The following is a 22,694-nucleotide window of genomic DNA, read 5'->3' on the forward strand; positions in this document are numbered from 1 at the left end:
CGCTTCTGCGAGGCGTTTGACGCGGCTCTGAAGAATATTGCGAGGTTTCCTTCAAAGAAGGATGAACCAAAACGCAAAAATGGCTAACCCATTGATTTTGAGTCAAAAAAAGCATTTCAAATCAATAGCTTGACTATTTCTTGACTTCACCTATATTTATGGTATGGCGGCTAGAGAGATAACTTTGCAGAAAGAAAAGCTTCGCGCGGCAGTGCTGCATGTCGTTTCGGCTTGCAGGCCGGATAGGCTTGGCGCAGTGAAACTGCATAAAGTTCTCTACTATTCTGACATGGTTACATTCTTGGATACGGGCAGCCCTATTACGGGCGCAGCCTATCGGAAACGGCCATTCGGCCCAACCTGCGATGCCGTTCTCCCCTTGTTGAATGAACTTGCCAGCGATGGGACTATCCAAGTTGAGAACGTCGAATATCATGGTTTTCTGAAGAAGCAATTCAAACTAAATACGCCAGTCGAGACGAACCAACTTAGCCAAGATGAGATCTCAACTTTAGATGAGATGATCGATTTTGTTTGCAATAATAATTCAGCAAAGACGATCAGTGAGTTCTCCCACGATATAGTGTGGCAGATGGTGGAGTTTGGCGAAATAATACCCTATCATAATGCAATTAATCTGATTCCAAACATTCCGTCGCCAGAAGCTATGCAATGGGCGGAAATTGAGGCAGCTAGGATTGCAGATAGTAGATCGAAATCAGCGTCCACAGGCGCCATGGCGGGTAGTGACGCGGGAGCTTTTCGAGCGCGCTTGGTTGAACTGTCTCGCCGTTGACCGGTTTGACATAGACGATCTTATTGATCTTTACTGCAGTATTGAGGAGGGCATGGGTTTTAACCCCCATGCCATGGGGCAGCCTCATACGGCACTTGGCCAAACCGGACTTTGGGTCTACAGCACCCCACCTATAGCAAGGCTTCCCAAGGTGTATATCCTGTACGAGATTGTCCACGACTCAAATCGCGTGATTCTTTGGGCTGCCCGCTTTCAATAGTTAGTGGTTTGTCAAGTATATAATCGCCATCCCGCTAGTCGCTGGGAACATACCACACTTCACATAGACTTCCGACCGACCCGCGCGCTCGTGGCAAACGGCGATGGCGGTAACTGTTCGGCATTCGCATCGGAAACCGGGCATCATCGCATCCGACGCCGCACCATAAAAAATAGCCAAACAATCACGATGACGACAATGGCCGCTAATGGATACATAATGAAATTGGTTGAAAGCACATCAGCTGGAATGGTCGTCATTTCTTGTTCCTGCGCCCTGGGCTTGTAAATAGGTGGGGTCCGACGCTTCCCCGAGAGGGATGTCGGCAACCGGCCACCGCCGAAGAGCGCCACGCTCCCCGACGCGTTATGAACCGTTCACGATGTCGGAAGTTCCACTAGGATGAGGAGAGGCCCACCCCGGTTTAGGAGGCACTGGCAGTAGGTGATAACGCGCATCAAGGAGTGGCAAGCCCGATGTCCCGACCTGCCGGATACTCACCACTTCCGACTTTGAACAAGCAGCGAATTAGAAAAAGAATATACAAGCCAGAATCGGATAGATATTGGGTACTGTCTGAATCGTGGAAACATTACATGGATAACACCTATAAGGCGCTCGATGATCTTCTTGCTCCCTCAGTAGAGGATATCATTCGCGTCGTTGCGGAGAGCAACAGACTATCGAGTGCGGATCTGATTTATAGGTCACGCAAGCCATACATCGTTGATGCCCGTGACGATGCGATTGCCGAGGCGTGGGTGCGGCTGCGCGATTGGAGCCTGACCGATATCGGTATTGCGTTTGGGAACCGGAGCTATGCTGCGGTCAAGAAATCGCTGCTACGGCGCGATATCGACGTGTCCGGGATCATTGATCGGGCGGCTGTCATTGCCGATGCGAAGACGGGGCTGACAACAGCGGAACTGTCATTCAAGCATCACTGTTCGCGCCCGAGCGTCCGGAAGATCCTCTATGAAGCCAAGGTCTCGTTTAAGGCGTGACCTTGGCTTCTGAGTTCGATTAGAATTTCAGCTTCGCGGAGACGGACAGAGCCGACACGAAGTCATCGCCAAAGTCATAGGCAGCGTCGACGCCGCAAGGCTGATTGCCCTCGCAAGCTGTTGGACCGTAGCTGCCCGAGGATAACATGCCTACCGCAGCGCCGGCCTGGAGTTGCCAAGATTTGTTCGGCTGGTATTGAGCGCCGACTGAAAGCAGGTAGGTGTCGGTCTGCGTGGTCAAGCCAGTCGATGTGCCCCGATCCCAGCTGATTTGAGCAGCGCCACTCCATTTTGGAGTGAACTGATGCCCAATGCCAGCCATAACATACCAACCGTCCTGGAACATCAGATCGAGAGATGTGAGGCGGAATGGAGAGCTAGGGTTGCATGAGCCTAACGACTTTGTAACCGTGGGGCAGAAGGGGATAACACCGAGGACACTCCAGTCGGTCCACTTGACCGTGCCAAAGGCGAGCCAGTCTGGAGCGATACCTGTCTGCCATTTGAACTCAAGCTGCTGTGGCAGGGTTGCTGTGCCGTATACGTCTGTGACTGCTCCTAAAAAAGGATTTCTGGCAGACGCAAGCGCTCTCGGGATCTCGGTCAAGTCCACGGTGCCGTTGACCTCGCCGAGGTCAACCTCTGCATTGTAGATAAGGCTGAAGCGCATTTCGTATTCAGGAATCTCATAGGCAACACCAGCGCGCCAGCCCCAACCATCGCCTTTAATGTCGAGTGTTCCGGTGCCATCATAGCCGGGAAACAGTCCGCTTAGTGGAATGTTGCTGTTGACCATCCTGGTCTTAAAGCCCTCGATCTCCTGATACGAGACGCCGGCTATGCCTCGAATGAAGCCCGGGCCTACCTGCCATTTGTAGGAACAGGTCAAACCATAATCGTTGCTGGTAATCTCGGTTTCGATGTTGCTGGCGTTACCTTGCCAGGCATAGCCCGGATCGGTGTGAACGCCCCACGGCTGTTGATAGCTCGCCAAACAATCGAACTCTGGCGTGATGCCGACCTTGCCGCTCCAGCGAGGTATATTGTATGAAGGGGTCTCGTCTACGCTCGTGCTTCCGAAGCCTGGCCCATTGCTGGGATCGGTGTCGCGCGCATTCTTGATTCTCCGCTCCGGCATGACGTGAGTGACGCCTGCATCGGTCGCAACTGTTCCCTTAGTAAAGAGAAGATCCCAACTGTATCCACTGCGCTCAAGGCCGCCAGCCTGGGCTCCGGTGACAACGCTTGTTAGAAACAAAGCCCCGCCGACCACTGTAGATATTGTCCTATTCATTAAGTCCTCCCCACAACCCCCGCACTTGCACTCAAACTCGGGTCAATTCGTTACCATTACGTATAGGTAACGAAGCCGTGATAGCGCGCAACTCGTTTCAAGAGGCTCTCGGTCGGGCGAACCACTAGATCGAAACGCCTAGAATCAAGATTTGGGAGTGTTTTGGATGCTTGCTAGAAGGATTTTGGCGAAGAAGATGGTCAAATATGCTCGAAAAGGCGATATTTCGAACCGAAAAGGCCCATTGTTGCGCAAATGCAACGTGGTCCGAAAATGTCCGAAATGAGACAACAGCTCGGCAAAAATACGGTGATAATCCGTTCGGATTACGAATCACGGACCTATTGCGGCGTTTCCTCGGGCTCTCGCTCGGGGTCGAACATGAGGTGAGGGAACATGCTGATGAGCGAGCCGCAGTTGAGGTGACGCAAATGACTATGCTCTGCGTTCACGCCTGGTAATCAAAACACCCTTGGCTCGATCGCCCTGATTGTCATCGCTGTACACAATACGAAGGCAGGCCGGGTGCCGACCTGTGGCACTATGGTCAGCACTCAAAGGGTGCGCCTGTATGGTTAACAAAAGGTGAGGCGCTCCCCGACGCTGCCTAAACCGGGAAATTTCTTTGCCAGAGAAAAATGACGGTGAGTTTGCGCTCACCGTCTAGTTCAGAGCCCTGAATTTGCACGGGGGGGCGATCAGGGACACAGCCGGACTGTCTCGGCAAGGCAGGAACTCAAGGAGAAAAACTTGGTTCCGCATGGGTACGATACCGTACGAACAATGTGCCGTACTTAAGCCCTGCGCCGCGGCTTGCTCTTGTTCCACCGGAACGGCTTGCCTGTGGGCGGTCCACGTTCCGGCTCATCCACATAGTTGCCCGCTTCCTTGGCCGCCTGGATGAATGCAAAGCGTGCTGATCCGGAGGAGAGGTTCCCTTCGAGGCAAACCAGTAGAGCGGGCTTGGTTGCAGACAGCACCTCACTTTGCTCGATGGGCCAATCTGTCAGGATTTGCCCTGCCGCCTGAAGTGCCGATGTGACTACGCGCATCCGGCCAGGCTGGCTTGTCGTGATGCGAACCTCTTTGAAATAGCGTTCGTCCATCAGCGCGAAACGGTATCCTGTGGATTCGGTTCCTCGCCGTTAGATAACCCATTTTTCTTAGCCTCGCTTGACTGATTTCTGTCGAGACCTAATCCGCTTTGGCGCGGGTCCAAAAGTGCGGGCTGTCCCATATTAAGTTCGGAAACAGCCCGCGGCACAAGACAGCGCTGAAACAATTCCGGTATCGTGGGGGCAAAACGTACGTACGGCCTATGTACTTTCCGGTACCAGCCTGTTGCCCACGCGCAAGGTAGATGGCACAAACGAATAGCCGCGTTCTTGAACGCAGAACGGAACCCTGCCTATTCTACCAAATTTACCCACGCAGAACTGCTGCATTCGCCATCCGGGCCTACTGTGAATAGTGAAAATCTGGTCTGCTACGCGGAAGCAACAATCGGATCTATCGGCCGGCGGTAAGTTTCGCCGTTTTTCAATAGAGCCCAGATGGTTCTTGCCATCTTATTGGCAACAGCGATCGCCACGACCTTGAAGGGCCTCCGTGCCATCAGCTTCGTAAGCCAGGGGGAAGCGTTCTCACTCTTTCGAGATTCCCGGAGAACAACCGTCGCCCCCATGTATAAGAGCGACCGCAAGACAGAGTTCCCGGCCTTTGAAATGCCGCCAAGGCGTGTTTTTCCTCCACTGGCATACACTTTTGGAGTAAGACCAATCCAAGAAGCAAAATGACGAGACGACTTAAATACTCCTGCATCACCAGCATATGCCTTGATCGCAGCGGCCGTCGTCTGCCCGACGCCGGGAATGGTCATCAACCGTTGGACATCTTCGTCTTGCTTGGCCTGAGAAGCAATTTGGGCATCGAGCTTGTCAATCCGCACATCTAAATGTTCGATTTCTTCCATGATTTCGCAGAGGACAAGGCGGGCGGCTTGAGGTATTTGACTGTCGCCATAGTCTTTCAGAAGCGAGTACAATGCCGTCACCTTCGTTCTGCTAACTGGGACTACGAGGCCGAACTCGGCCATATGGCTCCGTAAGGCATTGATTGCCTTTGTTCGCTGACGCACGAACAAGCTGCGCACTTTCAGCAACATCGAAAAGGCCTGCTGCTCGGTCGTCTTTACTGGAATGAACCGCATCTTATTATGCAATACAGCGTCACAAATAGCTTCGGCATCGATCGCATCGGTTTTGCCGCGCTTCACAAAAGGTTTGACGTAAACTGCAGGCATTATTTTGACGTCATGTCCTAAAGACGCAATCTCGCGGGCCCAGTAATAAGCGCTCCCACACGCTTCCATGCCGACTGTACACGGGGGAATGCTCTCAAAGAATTCCTTCACCTGAACTCGACGCAGTTTTCGGCTAAACGATGGTTTGCCTTGGGCGTCGGTACCGTGAACTTGAAATACTTGTTTGGCCAAATCCAAACCGATTGTGGTAACAGCGTTCATATTTGATCCTTTCATTTGAAAATCAGCCAGAAAGAGTAGCTCCCAGCGGAATCTTCGTGACAGCGTCACGATCCGCTAGGGACGAGTTTGCCGATTTTAACTCGGTTGCAAAAGTCTGAAGTATAAGCGATTCAGCCTACTGAAGAGACAATTATGCAGACGATGTGCCTGAGCGCATGACCGTCGATATTGCCTGGTAGAATGTACGACTACCATCGGGGCTGAGCATGGTGACTACGTTCTGTTCCATCAACCTTTGCAGCCGCGGGTAGCACGTCGATGGGCCATAAAAGACGGCATTGTCGTCTGTCAGCACTCCGACCTGCACGATGTATGTGCCATGCGCCGCCGCACGGTTCGTGCCGTGGGTATTCTTTGGCTCTAGTGTCCTGAGCCTAGGGCCTTCTATTCGGTGTAGAACAGGTCGTTGGCTCGCCACACGTCAATGATCTTCTGCTTGATCTCATCAACGCTACGGTGTGGAAACTTGGCTCCAATGGTCATCGCCAAACCCGACACATCAATCATCTCGGGACGTATTTCTTCGGCTTTTTCAGCCTGCGCCTTGATCTCCGCTATTAGTTCCTCATCTTCGGTCATGCCCGTGGTCTCCCGTTTTCGCTGAGCGTAACGGAGTTCGGGGCGGACGGCGATGATCCTTGATGCGGCTTGAAGTGAAATCTATTTATCTTGAGTAGTTGCGGAGGATAAATTGCACATTGGGCTAATCTCTCAACTTGTTCCTGGCACCGATCATAATTTGGTCACGGTCCTGAAATCAGAAGCGTCAAATTCAAGTGCAAAGATTGTAACAGCACCGATTGCGAGGTTCTTCCATACGAAGACATCTTCGTGCCCAAAGCGAAGCCGCAACCCGTTCAGGTGCAAGCTGATACCAGCGAAAATGGCACCATTGGCGCAATGATCGATCATGGATATACGCTTTGGGTGTTTTGCCACCGGCGTGGGTGCAACCGCTCGCGAAAGATGGATCTGCAGATGCTGGCGAACGAGCTCGGGAGAAACCACAGCGCCATGCACAAGGACCTGGCACCCAAGCTAAAGTGCTCGGCGTGTGGATCAAAGCAGCTTGGCCTCAGCGCGACGCCTTATTGAGGAGGATATCGTCGTGGAACGAAAATCACCGGATACTGTTGTGCAGAAAGTGGGACGGGAGGAATTCATATGGCGGACAACAAGCAGAAACAGGATAATCGGGATCGTTCAAAGGTCTCGAGCAGCGAGGATTATGAAGTCGAGTACTTGATGTTCAAGTTCGACATAAGCAAGAAGCGCGCTCACGAATTAATTATCAAACATGAAGGCAGTCGGAAGAAGATCGAGGCCGAACTCGAAGATGCGTCGCGAGATACCTGATGTTTAAAGCCATTGGCGCAATTCTAATCGTAGCTGGCGTGCTCTATTCGGTCGGGGCCGCACTTAGCCATCGTAAGCTAAGCCAGCCGCCTCATACGCCTAATAATGAAAATGAACCGTCCTTGGAACCGAGGGGCCAAGGAATGAAATTTCTCGGGCTCACCAAAAACCTGCCGGCTATAATTCTGATTGTGGTTGGTAGCGCGCTACTGCTTTACACAGATTGAAGCAGCACGACATCTAAATCTCTTTTGGAAACTCGATTGGTTTAGCCATCAACGCTCTTAGCGAGGTGTATTCCAACGAGCATGTGGAATATATTTTTCTGCATAGCTTTCCTTGGTCATTAACGTCACAGAGGTCCGATGGCGCTGTCATTTGAAGACGAATTAAAACTTCTAGGCCTCACGCTTATCGCTGCTCAACGCGTCGAATTTTTGCTGTACGGTCTAGCTGCGCACTTATCGGTCGACGCCGGCCCAAAGAAGGACAAGCGCTTTCGTAACCTTACAGCCGAAACCTTTCTTCGCGGCGATGTCTCCGAACTCAACGCGACGCTTGGACAATTGGTAAAGGCATTTGGAAATACACTCCTAGTTCATACCCCAGAACTCGTTCAGTTCTGCAGGGACCGCAATCTCATCGCTCATGACTACAATCGTGTTTTTCGGATGAACATCAAGGGAGTTGCGCGTGACGTGAATGGCCCAGAGTTTTTATTAGATTTCCTGGACCGCGCTCAATATTGGCAACGCGTGCTAGGTGGCCTTCTCAGTGAGATGAAATTGGCGATAGCAACGAAACTCGGACGCGAAGTCGAGGTCCTTTCGGACACCGAGATAGAAGAAGTCCGCGCTTTTCATGAAAATGTGGGGAAATTCCTCGCGTCGCGCTCCTAAATCAGAGTAAGCGTTACAACCGGCCCTGTTTCTTGTGCTGTGCCTCAGCCCACAGCTCTTGCAATTCACTCTAAAAACCCGGGTTTAGAATGTCTTCCACAACGTCCTGCCAGGCGAGTTCGTTCATTCGCTTGAGGAATCCGAACTTCATTAGTCATCATCGGAACTTCTTCTGATTCGGGCATAGGGCCACCGACCTTTTCGACGACAAGATGGAGCTAATTAGCGATCGGATGGGCTGTGAACCCGACACGGATCAAATGACGGGGAAATGAAAAACAGATCGATCTAGAGCGTTATTGTGCAAGATAGAGTATGATCGTGAGGTCTAACTGTTCCATGGGGGGAACCGATGCCCAAACAAAAAATCGTAGTCTATGTGTTTGTCGCCGCCTTGGTGCTTCTTGGATGTGTTGCTTATTTTACTCAAGGCTGGAGGACCGTGGCGATAGGTGAGGAGCAGTCGTTCTTTTGGGATGCTGTCATTAAAGCAGCAGGTGGTGTCGCGGCTCTCGGCGGTGCATGGTTGGCATTTTCAAAATACTTGCATGAAAAAACATTGGCAGAAAAGGCTGCGTTAAAAGCGAACCAAGATGCTTTGGAGGAGAAGGCCAGAGCCAATCAAGCTGCTCTGATCGAGGCCCAAAAGCCATTCTCTGCTAAACGACAAGAAGTGTATTACGACTTGGTGTCAACCACTTCGACGATTGCAAATAGAGGCCACGACGATCCAATCCGCACGGCGGCCGAAGAGAAGTTTTGGTGGCTGTTCTGGGGAGGAGTTCCGATGGTTGCAGATAAACAGGTAGGAGTAGCGGTAGATACGTTCATGTTAGTCCTTGTGAATAAACCGCACAACGGAGAGGAGCTTCGCAACAAAAGTATGGATCTCGCGAGGGCGTGCCGTAGATCGTTGGGTTTCGTGGAGGATTTCGAAGACTCCGTGATTAGCGACCTACGGCAGAAAAGCGCCCCAACGGCACAAACAAGCGCGCCTTAAAGTTGATACTCCCTTGTTCATGTGTTGACCCAAAATCGCTTCGGGAGTGCCCCCGGGGTGCCCCAGCCATACACGACAGGTAAGACGCTCGTGACGAATGCGCCAACATATTGAATTTAATAGGGAAATTTGGTGGAGCCAAGCGGGATCGAACCGCTGACCTCTTGCATGCCATGCAAGCGCTCTCCCAGCTGAGCTATGGCCCCATTCATAATGGCCATTTAGGCCTCCGGTGAACCGGCAACTCTCCGGCAAGGTCTGGAGCCTTGCCTCTTGCTTTCGCGAAGATGGCGGTACTTATCGCCCGCCGTCCGGAAGATCAAGTCCTGTTCACCGGATATTTTCGGTGAACAGTAATAATCAAAATCAATTCTCGTCGTCGTCGCCGATGCCACCGCCAAGAATATCGGTGACATCGTCATCCTCATCTTCTTCGTCGGTTGCAAGGAATGTGTCGTCGTCATCGGTGTCCTCGACCTCGACGTCGTCATCACCGATATCCGGAACGTCGTCGCCTTCGGCGTCGGCCTCTTCAAGTGCAACGAATTCCGGCTTCTCGAGAGCAACGTCGAGTTCTTCCGTCTCGACCTCTTCCTCTTCTTCGCGCGCGGACGAAGCTGTGGAATCGAAATAGCTGAGCGGATAGCTCTTGCCCGTATAGGGCGAAACGATCGGATCGCGATTCAGATCGTAAAATTTCTGCCCGGTCTCCGGGTCAACTCGCTTGGTGCCAAGTTTTGGATTCGCCACGTTTTGCCTCGTCTTGCTGCGCTCGCCTGCGACCGGCTGATATCAGGTCCCTATTGGCCCCAACCGTTTACGCCGATACTCATCAAAATGAATTTGCGGTCCCATAAACGCAATTCGACGCATTTGTCAAAGCGAAAAAAGCTTGTGTCAATCATTGAATTTGCAAGATGACCGTACTGGCAAGCTGTGTTAGTAGGATGCCTGCATCCCGATGACCCCCATTTACCGCGATTGACCCTCTCCATGTCCCATTCCGCGCCGCCAAAACCCGCCACTGCCCGCCGCTCACAAGCTCTCTCCGGCGATATCCGTATTCCCGGCGACAAATCGATTTCGCATCGCTCCTTTATGTTTGGCGGACTCGCTTCCGGCGAAACACGCATCACCGGCCTGCTCGAGGGCGAGGACGTCATCAATACGGGCCGCGCCATGCAGGCAATGGGTGCGAAAATCGCCAAGGAAGGCGATGTCTGGGTCATTCAGGGAACCGGCAATGGCTGCCTGCTTGCCCCGGAAGCGCCGCTCGATTTCGGTAATGCGGGCACCGGTGCGCGTCTGACCATGGGTTTGGTTGGCACATATGCCATGGAGACGACCTTCGTGGGCGATGCTTCATTGTCGAAGCGACCGATGGGCCGCGTGCTCAATCCCTTGCGGGAAATGGGAGTCCAGGTGTCCGCCGCGGAAGGCGACCGCATGCCCCTGACGCTGCGCGGTCCGAAAATCGCAGCGCCGATCACCTACCGCGTGCCAATGGCCTCAGCGCAAGTGAAATCCGCCGTGCTACTGGCCGGGCTCAACACGCCAGGCATTACAACGGTCGTCGAACCGGTCATGACGCGCGATCATACGGAAAAGATGCTGCAAGGGTTCGGCGCCAACCTTTCCGTAGAGACCGACAGGGATAATGTGCGCCATATCCGCATCGAGGGTCAGGGCAAGCTGACCGGCCAGACCATCGACGTACCGGGTGATCCGTCGTCCACGGCTTTTCCGCTGGTTGCGGCCATCATCGTGCCTGGCTCAGATATCACCATTCGCAATGTGTTGATGAACCCGACACGCACCGGGCTTATCCTGACGCTGCAGGAGATGGGCGCTGACATAGAGATACTCAATGGGCGCCTGGCCGGCGGCGAGGATGTCGCGGATTTGCGCGTTCGCGCCTCCGAACTCAAGGGTGTCCATGTGCCCGCGAGCCGCGCGCCATCGATGATTGACGAATATCCCGTCCTTGCAGTCGCGGCCTGCTTTGCCACCGGCGAAACTGTGATGAACGGGCTCGAAGAGCTGCGCGTCAAGGAATCCGATCGGCTTTCGGCTGTTGCCAACGGCCTCAAGGCCAATGGTGCCGATTGCACCGAGGGTCATGACACGTTGACCGTTCGCGGCCGCCCGGATGGCAAGGGGCTTGGCGGTGGCAGTGTCGAAACCCATCTCGACCATCGCATCGCAATGAGCTTTCTTGTCCTCGGCCTCGCCGCCGAAAAGCCCGTCACAATCGACGATTCGACCATGATCGTTACCAGCTTCCCGGAATTCATGGACATGATGACGGGAATGGGTGCTGAGATTTCCGAACTCGAAATCTGAAAACGAGCAAAAAAATCAGCGATGACCGAGCTCATATCGCGTCTCACCGTATATTTCCTGTATGCCATGTCCAGCGTGCCCTTCCTTGTCTGGGCAGGACGAAGCGCCTATAGCGGCACGGTCGCGAGCACGGCGCCCGCACCATGGCCGGGTATAACCAGCACGATATTTCGCGTCCTTCTTCCTTTGACGGTCATCTTCCTCTATGCGTGGAATGTCTCGGCCGGTGCGGAGGCGGCGAATACGAGCGAATGGGTACCATTCCAGTTTCTGCTGCTACCACCGGCACTTGGATCGATCGCCGGGTACGGTATTGGTTATTTCATGGGCAAGAGAAGGATCATCTGATGTTTTTCCTGCTGACGTCATTTGCCGTCGTTGCCATTCCCTATGTGATCGAACGGTTCGGGCTGCGGGTTCGCTTTGGCCTGTTTGCGCTGCTGTTCTGGCTGTTCGTCTTTCAGTTCGTGCTGATCTTCAGCATCGACGCGCTACTGCAGAATTTTGCAACTTCCATGCCCGACTGGCTTGAATCCCTGTTGACGACGCTCGGTGGCTTTGCCTTCGTCACAATCGGGATAACGCCTATCATCACCCTCGTGCTGGCTGCGGCCTATCTGCTCTTTGCGCTTGGACAATGGCTGTTCGACAAGGACGAAAAGGACCTGCCAACACCGCAGACGCACTTTACGGTCGCCATCGATGGTCCCGCGGCTTCGGGCAAGGGAACGCTCGCACGCAGGATTGCCGACGCTTACGGTTTTCATCACCTGGACACGGGCCTCACCTATCGCGCCGTCGCCAAGGCCTTGATGGATCAGAACATGCCGCTGGACGATGAATTTCTCGCTGAGAAGGCAGCGCGCAGCATTGATCTTACGAAGCTCGATCGCGCAGTACTGTCCGACCACGCTGTTGGCGAGGCGGCATCAAAGGTCGCAGTCATGCCGGCAGTGCGCCGGGCGCTCGTTGCCATGCAGCACAGTTTCGCCGAGCGCCCGCCAGGTGCCGTACTCGACGGGCGCGATATAGGCACGGTCGTCTGCCCCGATGCGCCGGTGAAGCTCTACATCACAGCGTCTCCCGAGGCACGCGCCAGAAGACGCTATGATGAAATCAGGTCCAATGGCGGAGGTGCCAATTATGAAGAGATTCTCGCGGATCTGACGCGCCGCGATGCCCGCGATATGGGGCGTACCGATTCGCCGTTAAAGCCCGCTGCCGACGCGCACTTGCTAGATACGACGGAAATGGATATAGAGACCGCGTTTCTTAGCGCCAAAACCCTGATTGATCAGGCTCTCGCGAAGAACACGCATTAGACCATCTGCAACCGACCCACGCACCGGATTGCCCTTCAATGGGCGGGTTGGCATGCAGATGAACCGAAACACGAACCACCGGTGCTGTGTCCGATGAGTTTTCCGGACACTCAGGAGTATTTATGTCTGAAGCCAATCCAACGCGCGAAGATTTCGAAGCTCTTCTCGCCGAGTCCTTTGCCACCAATGACCTTGCTGAAGGTTATGTCGTCAAGGGCCGTATCGTCGCCATCGAAAAAGACATGGCGATCATCGACGCCGGCCTCAAGGTCGAGGGCCGCGTCCCGCTGAAGGAATTCGGCGCGAAAGCCAAGGACGGTTCGCTCAAGCCGGGCGATATCGTTGAAGTTTACGTCGAGCGTATCGAAAACGCCCTCGGCGAAGCAGTTCTGTCGCGTGAAAAAGCACGCCGCGAAGAAAGCTGGGTCCGTCTCGAAGAGAAGTTCAACCGGGGCGAACGCGTCGATGGTGTGATCTTCAATCAGGTCAAGGGTGGTTTCACCGTCGATCTCGACGGTGCCGTAGCCTTCCTGCCGCGCTCGCAGGTCGATATCCGTCCGATCCGCGACGTTACTCCGCTGATGCACAATCCGCAGCCCTTCGAAATCCTCAAGATGGACAAGCGTCGCGGCAACATCGTTGTTTCGCGCCGTACCGTTCTTGAAGAGAGCCGTGCCGAGCAGCGTTCCGAGATCGTCCAGAACCTCGAAGAGGGTCAGGTCGTTGAAGGCGTTGTCAAGAACATCACCGATTATGGTGCGTTCGTCGATCTCGGCGGCATCGATGGTCTGTTGCACGTGACCGACATGGCATGGCGCCGCGTCAACCATCCGTCGGAAATCCTGTCCATTGGCCAGACGGTTAAGGTTCAGATTATCCGCATCAACCAGGAAACCCATCGTATTTCGCTCGGCATGAAGCAGCTCGAAAGTGATCCCTGGGATGGTATCGGTGCGAAGTACCCGATCGGCAAAAAGATCACCGGTACGGTTACCAACATTACCGATTACGGTGCATTCGTCGAGATCGAGCCGGGCATCGAAGGCCTCATCCACGTTTCCGAAATGTCCTGGACAAAGAAGAACGTGCATCCGGGCAAGCTGCTCTCGACCACACAGGAAGTCGAAGTCGTTGTTCTCGAAGTGGATCCGGTCAAGCGCCGCATCTCCCTCGGCCTCAAGCAGACGCTCGACAACCCATGGACGACCTTCGCGGACAAGTTCCCTGTCGGCACGATCGTCGAAGGCGAAGTCAAGAACAAGACCGAATTCGGCCTGTTCATTGGCCTCGACGGCGATGTGGACGGCATGGTTCATCTCTCCGACCTCGACTGGAACCGTCCGGGCGAGCAGGTTATCGAAGAGTACAACAAGGGTGACGTTGTGAAGGCGCAGGTTCTCGATGTTGACGTCGAGAAGGAACGCATCTCACTCGGCATCAAGCAGCTGACCGGCGATAAGGTCGGCGAAGCCGCAACTTCGGGTGAACTGCGCAAGAACGCTGTTGTCACCGTTGAAGTCACGGGCATTACCGATGGTGGTCTTGAAGTGCGTCTGGTCGACCATGACCTCGACTCGTTCATCCGCCGCGCTGATCTGTCCCGCGATCGCGACGAACAGCGTCCGGAACGCTTCACCGTCGGTCAGAAGGTTGACGCGCGCGTTATCGCCTTCGACAAGAAGACCCGCAAGCTGCAGGTCTCGATCAAGGCGCTGGAAATCGCCGAAGAGAAGGAAGCTGTTGCCCAGTACGGTTCGACCGATAGCGGCGCTTCGCTCGGCGACATTCTCGGTGCCGCTCTGAAGAGCCGCGAAAAGAACTAAGTTCTTTTCCTGACCTTGAAACAAATGAAACCCGCCGGTGCGAGCCGGCGGGTTTCATTGTTCTAGAGCCTCCGACAGAACGATTCAATATGATCGGAAATTGCTCTTATCAAATCGTATCGAACTGGACGAGGATAAACGCCACCTGCGTAACAAGTGCCAAAGCCAGTACGACCAGCTGGATTTTTTGCCGGCGAACATAAATTCCCAATCCGAACAGCGCGATCAGGAAGAGGTTGCGAAAGGGATATTCTGCTCCGAGTGTTCGAAAATGAGCCATGCCTTTCATGGCGGTGTCGAGAAAATCGCAAATGAATATGGATATCAGTATTCCGAAGAACCAGGCTCTACGCGACATGAAATAATCTTCATAGCCGGAATAGCCCTCCATGCTGTCGGGGAAAAGCATGCTGCACGCAAGAAAATGCAGGCTGGCAAAGAAAATGACGAAGAGATAGGCCTCGAATTTCCACAAAACCAGCGCATGCAAATAGAACTCGAACCACCAGAAATGGACGACCGTGAGGAAAGCGAACAATACCCAGCCAAGGTGCACCGCATAGATATTCTTGCGCTGTGGATGCTGGATAATGCGGGCGATGCCGGTCAGCAAACGCGAGACGCTCAGGCCGAGTACGATGCCGATAATCACGCGTACATGGGTGAATACCTCCGGATTGGGAATACCGCCCTCCATTGCACCCTCCCGTTGCTGCTGGTCGATGTTTGCAATCAGAGGTCACATGCTACTGGAGTAGCAACCCAATGCAACCTCACATGGTATTTTCAGCGACGTCAGCTTGGCGCAAGTTATCGCACGTAAACTTTAATGATTGAACGAGGAAACTTTTTGGTGTGGTGCGTTGAGGAGGACGAGCGAACCGCAAATAGCTCTATCTAATTGATGCGGTTTAAATAAAATCTTGACGCATGTCACTCATGCTGTAAATTTTCAACCATTAAGAGTGGCCCTATATCAATCATGAGATGTATTGCGTCGGCGTAGTTTTCAGCAATGATTGCAAATGTCCTTCGCAATTTCTTCGCCGGCATACGGTTTTTGGAATGAGCAAGGGATTGTAAAAAGGAATGCCCCGGTGAATCAGCCGATCAAGACAATGGAAGACTTCTCTGCATTTGTAGGATTGTCGCGCCCCACTGTGTCTAAATATTTCAACGACCCCACTTCGGTGCGCAAGAAAACCCGCGACATCATCGAAGCGGCCATCAAGAAGTCCGGCTTCCGGCCGAACATATTCGCCGTCAATCTCAACCGCCGCCGCACCAATATTCTTGGTATCATCGTTCCGAATTCGACCGACCCATTCTACATGGCGCTGACGCGACGCATCGAAGGCATCGCCGAACAGACCGGTTATCTGGCTTTCGTTTTGAGTTCCGACGGCAAGCCGGAGCTTGAAGAACGTGCCATCGAGACCTTCAAGTCCATGAACGTCGCGGGTGCCATAATTGGACCGCTCGGCGTAAAGTCGCATCACGACAAGCTGGCCAAGCTCGGCGAATCAATTCCACTCATCTACGTCGATTCACCGCTTGATGCGACGTCGCCGTTCGTCGGCACCGACAACCGGCAAAGTTTCAAACTGATCGTAGACTATCTGACGCGGTCCGGTGACCAGCCCTGCTATTTCGGCATGTCTCCGGTTAACAGCAACGCTTATGAGCGCCGCGACGCCTATAACGAGGCAATGAAGAACCTGAACCTCGAACCCCGCTTCGTCAAAATCGATCCGGGTTTGACCTGGGAGTTCGAAAAATTTGCCTTCGATGCGACGACTCGCATCCTCAGGGAAGGCGGTTTTCCGACAAAGACCGTGCTTTGCGCCACCGACCGTATCGCTTTCGGCGTCGTGGCTGCGGCCTACCAAGCCGGCCTCAAGGTAGGGCGCGGCGAAGATTGCGACCTGCGCGTTGCGGGCCATGACGACCAGCCGCTGTCGCGTTATATGTGCCCCCCACTGACGACCGTTGCGCAGAACTACAATGAAATCGGCAGGTTGGCCATCAAGCTATTGTTCGACAAGCTCGGCGAAAACGATGAAGCGAAGATCGAGATTCCCGCTGACCAGCGTATCCTTCTAAATGCCGAAATCATGTTGCGCATGTCGGCATAGTTCCGGGATCCGTTCCCCTAAACTTTCACGACTTGCTCCACACGGTCCTCTGCGCCGAACAATTGCAGATAACGTTTGATCTCCGCCGGATCGCCTGTTGCCTTCTTTGGGTTGTCGGAAAGCTTGACCGCGGGACGTCCATTGGCGTCACTGACTTTGCACACCAGTGAAATCGCATTCAGCTGATCATTATAGCGTGGCGCGCAATCCTCGAAATCATTTGTAAGGTTGGTGCCCCAACCAAAACTCATACGCACCTTGCCGTCGAAGTGGCGATAGGTTTCCTCAATCGTATCGACATCGAGCCCGTCGGAAAACACCAGCAGCTTTTCCCGCGGGTCCTTGCCCTTTGATCGCCACCAGGCAAGGATTTTCTCTCCTCCCTCGATCGGTGGCGCACTGTCCGGGCGAAAACCTGTCCAGTCCGCCACCCAGTCCGGCGCGTCACGAAGAAACGCTGCCGTTCCAAAAGCATCGGGGAGGACAATCAGCAGGTTGCCGCCATAATAACGGTTCCAGTCCTGCAAAACTTTGTAGGGTGATTTCAGCAACTCTGCGTCGGTGGTACTCAGCGCAGCAAGTACCATAGGCAGTTCGTGTGCGTTGGTGCCGAGCGCTTCCAGATCATTGTCCATTGCCATCAACACATTGCTTGTGCCGGTAAAGGCCTCACCGATACCTTCTTTCAGGGCTTCGACGCACCAGCGTTGCCAAAGAAAGGAATGGCGCCGACGTGTGCCGAAGTCGGAAATTTTGATGTCGGGGAGTGCACGCAACCGCTCCACCTTCGACCACATCTTGGCCTTGGCACGGGCATAAAGGACGTCAAGTTCGAACCGGCCCATCTTCTTCATGGCAGCACGCGAACGCAGCTCGTTGATGATGGTCAGCGCCGGTATCTCCCACATCGTCGTGTACATCCACGGCCCGTAGAAGTTCAGTTCGTATTGTCCGTCCCGCTTCGTCAGCTCGTATTCCGGCAATTGGAAGTTTGACAGCCATTCGAGAAAGTCCGGTTCAAATATCTGGCGCTTGCCGTAGAAAGTGTTACCCCCGAGCCAGATCATTTCCTTTTTGGAAAAGCTTATCGTCCTCGCGTGATCGAGCTGCTCGCGCAATTCCTGTTCGTCGATCTCGTCAGCAAGCCGTACCTTGGTCGTGCGATTGATCAGCGTAAATGTCGCATCCACTTCGGGATAGACGCCCCATATCATCTGTAGCATCAGCAGCTTGTAGAAATCCGTGTCGAGCAGGCTGCGGACGATCGGATCGAGCTTGAACGTGTGGTTGAACACGCGCCGTGCGATATCGGTCTTCGTCGCCATTGACTGCTTTCCTTGCGAATTTTCCGCCCGTCATGTTGCACGCCAGAACCGGGCCTTCAAGGAGTGACAAGCAAATCCGGCCAATTTCGGCGGATCGAGTGGTCGTGCTTACTCCATTAAATATTTGTAACATAACGGAATTGTCATCAACGGTTAGGTAAAACCCCCTTATTCTGCATTACAAACAACCGTTCGCGCTGACTTGCGCGTTGGGATATGATCATTTTGTGCTGGCTCTGCTTGTGCGGGACCGGCCTTTTGGAGTGATATATGCGGCTTTCGAAGCAACTGATTTTTGCCGTGCTGATTCTGGTTCTTGCTGGAGCTGGCTGGCTGTATTTCTATCCAGGCTCGAAGGCTGGCATTGATCGCAACTCGACCGCAGCAACCGAACCCGCGGGTGGTCAGGGACAGCGTCGCGGTGGACAGGCTTTGCCGCTCGTCGTCGTCCGTGCTGCGGCTGAAGCGAAGATCAACGACAAATTGTCGGCCATTGGCACCGGCAAGGCCAAGAGCTCTGTTGCAGTCACTCCATTCACCGCCGGGCGGCTGACCGAAATTCTCGTCACGTCAGGGACCAAAGTAAAAGGCGGCGATGTGATTGCCCGTCTTGATTCAGAAGCCGAAAGCATCCTTGTCGACAAAGCGCGGGTAGCACTGAGGGACGCACAGACGAAGCTCAAGCGCGCGGAAAGCCTGCGTTCAAGCAACACGGTATCCGCTGTTCAGCTTTCCGAAGCAGCATTGGCGGTCGATAACGCCGCCCTCAACGTTCGCGAGGCGGAACTCGCCCTGGATCGCCGGGCAATCAAAGCCCCTATTGGCGGCATTGTCGGCATCCTGCCTATCAACGCGGGCAACTACATCACGATATCGACCACCGTCGCAATGATCGATGACCGCTCCGATCTTCTGGTTGATTTCTGGGTACCTGAACGCTTTGCGCCGGCCATATCAATCGACCTGCCGGTGACGGCGACATCGATCGCCCGCCCGGGTGAAACCTTCAAAGGTGCCATCAGCGCCATCGATAACCGTGTCGATCCGACGAGCCGTACGCTGCATGTTCAAGCGAAAATCACCAATCCAAATGATGCCTTGCGCGAAGGCATGGCCTTCCAGATGGCAGTCGGCTTTCCGGGGGACACTTACCCGACTGTTGATCCCCTCGCCGTTCAGTGGGGTACGGAGGGCGCCTATGTCTGGAGGATTGACGATAACAAGGCGACGCGCGTTCCGGTACGTGTTGTCCAGCGCAACACCGCCTATGTGCTGGTCGATGCCGACATAAAGCCCGGCGATCAGATTGTGGCTGAAGGCGTGCAGTCAGTCCGGCAGGACGGGCTTGTCCAAATTCAGGGACAGCCGGCTCCAGAGGCCAATACCAGCGCGGAGCCAACTGCTTCCGTCGGCGAACGGGGCTGAGGTCCAGCGGTGAGCGCGTCAAACGGACAGAACGATTCCAGTTTTACCGCACTCTTCATTCGTCGACCCGTCATGGCGCTGGTGCTCAATGCCCTGATCGTCGTCGCGGGTCTTGCCGCCTGGTATGGCGTCGATGTCCGCGAATTGCCCGATGTCGATCGCCCGGTGGTCACGGTCTCGACAGATTTCGAGTCCGCCGCCGCCGAGACTGTGGACCGGGAGCTGACTTCGGCGATCGAGGGCGCTGTATCGCGCGTTTCCGGCGTCAAGTCGATTTCGTCCAGTTCGTCGTTCGGCAGCAGCCGCGTCACCGTTGAGTTCAATGATGGTGTCGACCTCAACGTCGCGGCAGCTGATATGCGCGATGCCATCAGCCGCATAACCAACACATTGCCCGATGAGGCCGACCCGCCGCGTATCGTAAAAGCCGATGCCAATTCCGATGCCGTGATGCGCCTGGCCGTCACCTCGGACACCATGGCGGTCGAGGACATGACAGTCCTCGTCGAAGACCAGATCGAGGACGTGCTCGCTTCGGTCCCGGGCGTCGCCGACGTTCAGGTCAATGGCAACCGCAGCAAGATATTCCGCATCGACATCGATCAGGGCAAGGTTGCCAGCCTCGGCATGAACATCGCGGACATTCGCAACGCACTGACGACGATGGCCTTCGATACCCCTGCCGGTCAGCTCAACAGCAATGACCAAAGCATCGTCGTTCGTGCAACGGCTCCGGTATCAACGCCGGAAGACTTCGAAAACATCATTATCAAAGGTCAGACGAAGATCCGCGACGTGGCCACGGTGACGATGGGCCCCGACATCGGCACCTCGATTCTGCGTGCCAATGGCAAGACCGGCATCGGTCTCGGCATTATCCGCCAGGCTCAATCCAACACGCTCGATATTTCGAAAGGCGTTCGCGCCGCGGTCGCGCAATTGCAGCAAACGCTACCCGAGGGTGTCGACATCCGCGTGACAAGCGACGATGCGGACTTCGTCAACGGCGCAGTCCATGAGGTGGAAATTGCGCTGGGCGTGTCTGTCGTCATTATCATCCTGATCATCTACCTCTTCCTATGGGACATTCGCGCGACCCTTATCCCGGCTGTCAGTCTGCCGGTAGCGCTGATTGGCACCATTTCTGCTATCTATCTTGCCGGTTTCTCAATCAACATCCTCACGCTGCTCGCCTTGGTGCTGGCGACCGGTCTGGTGGTGGACGATGCGATCGTGGTGCTGGAAAACATCGTGCGGCGCCGTAATCAGGGCATGGGGCCACGCGCTGCCGCGGTTCTCGGCACGGAGGAAGTGTTCTTTGCAGTCATCGCGACGACGGTGACGCTCGCGGCGGTTTTCGTGCCGCTATCCTTCCTTCCTGGCCAGACCGGAGGACTCTTCCGCGAGTTCGGTTTCGTTCTGGCGATCTGCGTGCTTCTGTCCGCTGTCGTGGCGTTGACGCTATGCCCGATGCTGGCTTCCCGCTTGCTCAGTGCGAGCGAGGCCAAGCATCAGGATGTCACGCACACGCCGGGACGGGTGGCTCGTGTCGGAAGCTGGTTTGGTAATCTTTACAAACGCATGTTGCATGTTTGCCTTGCCGCCCCGTGGATCGTTGTCGTGGTCTCGGTGCTGTTTGCCGGTGCGGCGTTTGGCGCGTTTTCCCTTCTCAAGCAGGAGTTGACACCAGTCGAAGACCGAGCTTCGGCGTTCCTGCGCATTACCGCGCCGCAGGGTGTCAGTCTGGAATATCTCGGTGACGAGATGCGTCAGATCGAGCAATTGATCCAGCCGCTACGCGATAGTGGCGAAATCCAGAATACGTTCTCGATCGCCGGCCAGAACGGCAATACCAACCGTGGCTTCATGGTCCTCAGTCTCGCCACCTGGAAAGAGCGGACGCGGAGCCAGCAGGAGATCCTCGCCGACGTCTCAAAACGGGTCCGCAACATTCCAGGTATCCAGGTTTTTGCCGCGCAGCCGAACTCTCTCGGTATCCGCGGTGCCGGTAATGGCCTGCAATTTGCTGTCGTCGGCACCAGTTATGCCGAGCTCGGAACCACCGCCGCAAAGATCGTGGCGGAGCTTGAAAAGGACAGCCGCTTCGACCGGCCCCGCCTCACCAATGAGCCGACCCAACCGCAACTGGCCGTGTCGATTGACCGTGAGCGCGCTTCGGATCTCAATATCAATATCACTGGCCTGGCCGAAGCGCTGCAATCGGTGCTCGATGGCTACAAGGTCGGTTCCGTCTATATCGAAGATCGTTCCTACGATGTGAAACTTGTATCGAGCACAAATCCCATCAATGATCCGACAGACCTTGAAAACGTGTTCCTGCGCACCGGCGATGGGCGGTTCGTCCCGATGTCGACGATTGCCAAACTCACCGAAGTCGCAGTTCCACCGGCATTGACGCGCGAACAGCAGATGCGTTCCGTCGCCATCACCTCGAGCCTCAGACCGGATTTTGCACTCGGCGATGCTTACAAGACCGTGCAGGAGGTCGCCGCACCTTTGCTGCCCTCCGGCTATCGCATCATTCCTCTGGCTGAAGCGGCGACGCTTGGGGAAAATTCATCCAGTATGGTCACGACTTTCGGCTTTGCCATCCTGATCATCCTACTGGTTCTCGCAGCGCAATTTGAAAGCTTTATCAGTGCGGCCGTTGTGATGGCTACGGTTCCGCTTGGCCTTGCCTGCGCTGTCTTTGCCATGGTCATGACCGGCACCAGCATGAATGTCTACAGTCAAATCGGACTTGTGCTGCTCGTCGGTATCATGGCGAAGAACGGTATTCTGATCGTCGAATTTGCCAATCATTTGCGCGATCAGGGCAGAAATGTACGAGACGCCATCGAAGAGGCCTCTAACATCCGTCTGCGCCCCGTCGTGATGACCATGCTCTGCGCCATTCTTGGCGGCGTGCCGCTTGTCCTCGCCAGCGGCGCGGGCGCCGAAGCGCGTATCGCGCTCGGCTGGGTCATCGTTGGCGGTCTCGGCATGGCAACCGCCTCGACGCTCTTCCTGACGCCGGTCGCCTATCTGCTGCTGGCCGGCTTTTCCAAGCCGAAAGCCGAGGAAGAAGCGCGACTCAACCGAGAGCTCCTGGAAGTCGCTTCGCAACCACCGCTGGCGGCGGAATAACGGGCATCAGGTTTGGAATAGATTGCGCTAATCGGCTCGATTTCCGAATTTCTTTGACTA

The 22,694-nt window shown here is 54.7% G+C and carries 19 protein-coding genes and 1 tRNA gene; 12 read left to right on the top strand and 8 right to left on the bottom strand.

Annotated features, from left to right (window positions below):
- Positions 1-184 precede the first annotated feature (184 nt).
- Both LB462_RS19445 and LB462_RS19450 read left to right on the top strand, forming a co-directional pair.
- Positions 185-796, top strand: a complete 612-nt coding sequence (locus LB462_RS19445; RefSeq protein WP_224511384.1) for a Panacea domain-containing protein — start codon at positions 185-187, stop codon at positions 794-796.
- Between the two features lie 816 nt (positions 797-1,612).
- Positions 1,613-2,020: a helix-turn-helix domain-containing protein gene (locus LB462_RS19450; protein WP_224511386.1), complete on the top strand. Its 408-nt coding sequence runs from the start codon at positions 1,613-1,615 to the stop codon at positions 2,018-2,020.
- A gap of 19 nt (positions 2,021-2,039) precedes the next feature.
- Here the strand turns inward: LB462_RS19450 and LB462_RS19455 are convergent, their stop codons facing one another.
- The 4 genes from LB462_RS19455 to LB462_RS19470 all read right to left on the bottom strand — a co-directional run bounded on the left by LB462_RS19455 (position 2,040) and on the right by LB462_RS19470 (position 6,438).
- Positions 2,040-3,314, bottom strand: coding sequence for an OmpP1/FadL family transporter (locus LB462_RS19455; RefSeq protein ID WP_224511388.1), 1,275 nt, complete (start codon positions 3,312-3,314; stop codon positions 2,040-2,042).
- A 794-nt stretch (positions 3,315-4,108) separates the two neighbouring features.
- Positions 4,109-4,420 (bottom strand): DUF982 domain-containing protein, encoded by a 312-nt coding sequence (locus LB462_RS19460; RefSeq protein ID WP_224511390.1) that lies wholly within the window; start codon positions 4,418-4,420, stop codon positions 4,109-4,111.
- A gap of 380 nt (positions 4,421-4,800) precedes the next feature.
- A complete protein-coding gene (locus tag LB462_RS19465) occupies positions 4,801-5,838 on the bottom strand; it encodes an IS110 family RNA-guided transposase (RefSeq protein ID WP_224511392.1) in 1,038 nt (345 codons plus the stop codon).
- Positions 5,839-6,243: 405 nt separating this feature from the next.
- The gene (locus tag LB462_RS19470; RefSeq protein WP_224511394.1) at positions 6,244-6,438 is read right to left on the bottom strand and encodes a hypothetical protein; all 195 of its coding nucleotides are present in this window, start codon (positions 6,436-6,438) and stop codon (positions 6,244-6,246) included.
- A gap of 585 nt (positions 6,439-7,023) precedes the next feature.
- Here LB462_RS19470 and LB462_RS19475 point away from each other — a divergent pair.
- The 3 genes from LB462_RS19475 to LB462_RS19485 all read left to right on the top strand — a co-directional run bounded on the left by LB462_RS19475 (position 7,024) and on the right by LB462_RS19485 (position 9,114).
- Positions 7,024-7,215 carry a DUF3606 domain-containing protein gene (locus tag LB462_RS19475; protein WP_224511396.1) on the top strand — a complete coding sequence of 64 codons (192 nt, stop codon included), beginning with the start codon at positions 7,024-7,026 and terminating at the stop codon, positions 7,213-7,215.
- A gap of 365 nt (positions 7,216-7,580) precedes the next feature.
- Positions 7,581-8,114 carry a hypothetical protein gene (locus LB462_RS19480; RefSeq protein WP_224511398.1) on the top strand — a complete coding sequence of 178 codons (534 nt, stop codon included), beginning with the start codon at positions 7,581-7,583 and terminating at the stop codon, positions 8,112-8,114.
- Positions 8,115-8,466: 352 nt separating this feature from the next.
- Complete coding sequence (locus LB462_RS19485) at positions 8,467-9,114, top strand: hypothetical protein (RefSeq protein ID WP_224511400.1); 648 nt, start codon at positions 8,467-8,469, stop codon at positions 9,112-9,114.
- Positions 9,115-9,244: 130 nt separating this feature from the next.
- Here LB462_RS19485 and LB462_RS19490 read toward each other — a convergent pair.
- Both LB462_RS19490 and LB462_RS19495 read right to left on the bottom strand, forming a co-directional pair.
- Positions 9,245-9,320 (bottom strand) — tRNA-Ala (locus LB462_RS19490).
- 160 nt (positions 9,321-9,480) lie between these two features.
- The gene (locus tag LB462_RS19495) at positions 9,481-9,864 is read right to left on the bottom strand and encodes a TIGR02300 family protein (protein ID WP_112529620.1); all 384 of its coding nucleotides are present in this window, start codon (positions 9,862-9,864) and stop codon (positions 9,481-9,483) included.
- Positions 9,865-10,107: 243 nt separating this feature from the next.
- Between LB462_RS19495 and aroA the strand changes: the two genes are divergently transcribed.
- From aroA to rpsA, 4 genes are all read left to right on the top strand, one after another.
- Positions 10,108-11,457, top strand: a complete 1,350-nt coding sequence (gene aroA / locus LB462_RS19500) for a 3-phosphoshikimate 1-carboxyvinyltransferase (RefSeq protein ID WP_224511403.1) — start codon at positions 10,108-10,110, stop codon at positions 11,455-11,457.
- Between the two features lie 21 nt (positions 11,458-11,478).
- Positions 11,479-11,805: a hypothetical protein gene (locus LB462_RS19505; RefSeq protein ID WP_224511405.1), complete on the top strand. Its 327-nt coding sequence runs from the start codon at positions 11,479-11,481 to the stop codon at positions 11,803-11,805.
- Between the two features lie 317 nt (positions 11,806-12,122).
- Positions 12,123-12,779, top strand: coding sequence for a (d)CMP kinase (gene cmk, locus LB462_RS19510; RefSeq protein ID WP_224511599.1), 657 nt, complete (start codon positions 12,123-12,125; stop codon positions 12,777-12,779).
- A 122-nt stretch (positions 12,780-12,901) separates the two neighbouring features.
- On the top strand, positions 12,902-14,602 hold the full coding sequence (gene rpsA, locus LB462_RS19515) for a 30S ribosomal protein S1 (protein ID WP_106714926.1): 1,701 nt from the start codon (positions 12,902-12,904) through the stop codon (positions 14,600-14,602).
- Between the two features lie 109 nt (positions 14,603-14,711).
- Here rpsA and LB462_RS19520 read toward each other — a convergent pair whose 3' ends face one another.
- The gene (locus tag LB462_RS19520) at positions 14,712-15,299 is read right to left on the bottom strand and encodes a hypothetical protein (protein ID WP_224511407.1); all 588 of its coding nucleotides are present in this window, start codon (positions 15,297-15,299) and stop codon (positions 14,712-14,714) included.
- A 421-nt stretch (positions 15,300-15,720) separates the two neighbouring features.
- Between LB462_RS19520 and LB462_RS19525 the strand changes: the two genes are divergently transcribed.
- On the top strand, positions 15,721-16,737 hold the full coding sequence (locus LB462_RS19525; RefSeq protein ID WP_224511601.1) for a LacI family DNA-binding transcriptional regulator: 1,017 nt from the start codon (positions 15,721-15,723) through the stop codon (positions 16,735-16,737).
- A 17-nt stretch (positions 16,738-16,754) separates the two neighbouring features.
- On the opposite strand, the gene pncB is transcribed toward LB462_RS19525, so the two are convergent.
- Positions 16,755-18,062 (bottom strand): nicotinate phosphoribosyltransferase, encoded by a 1,308-nt coding sequence (gene pncB / locus LB462_RS19530; protein ID WP_224511409.1) that lies wholly within the window; start codon positions 18,060-18,062, stop codon positions 16,755-16,757.
- Between the two features lie 270 nt (positions 18,063-18,332).
- Here pncB and LB462_RS19535 point away from each other — a divergent pair, with 270 nt between their 5' ends.
- Positions 18,333-19,487, top strand: coding sequence for an efflux RND transporter periplasmic adaptor subunit (locus LB462_RS19535; RefSeq protein ID WP_224511411.1), 1,155 nt, complete (start codon positions 18,333-18,335; stop codon positions 19,485-19,487).
- A gap of 72 nt (positions 19,488-19,559) precedes the next feature.
- A complete protein-coding gene (locus LB462_RS19540) occupies positions 19,560-22,634 on the top strand; it encodes an efflux RND transporter permease subunit (RefSeq protein WP_370637235.1) in 3,075 nt (1,024 codons plus the stop codon).
- Positions 22,635-22,694: the final 60 nt, after the last annotated feature.

The organism is Phyllobacterium chamaecytisi (assembly GCF_020164455.1).
In the GTDB taxonomy this organism is placed as follows: Bacteria; Pseudomonadota; Alphaproteobacteria; order Rhizobiales; family Rhizobiaceae; genus Phyllobacterium; species Phyllobacterium chamaecytisi.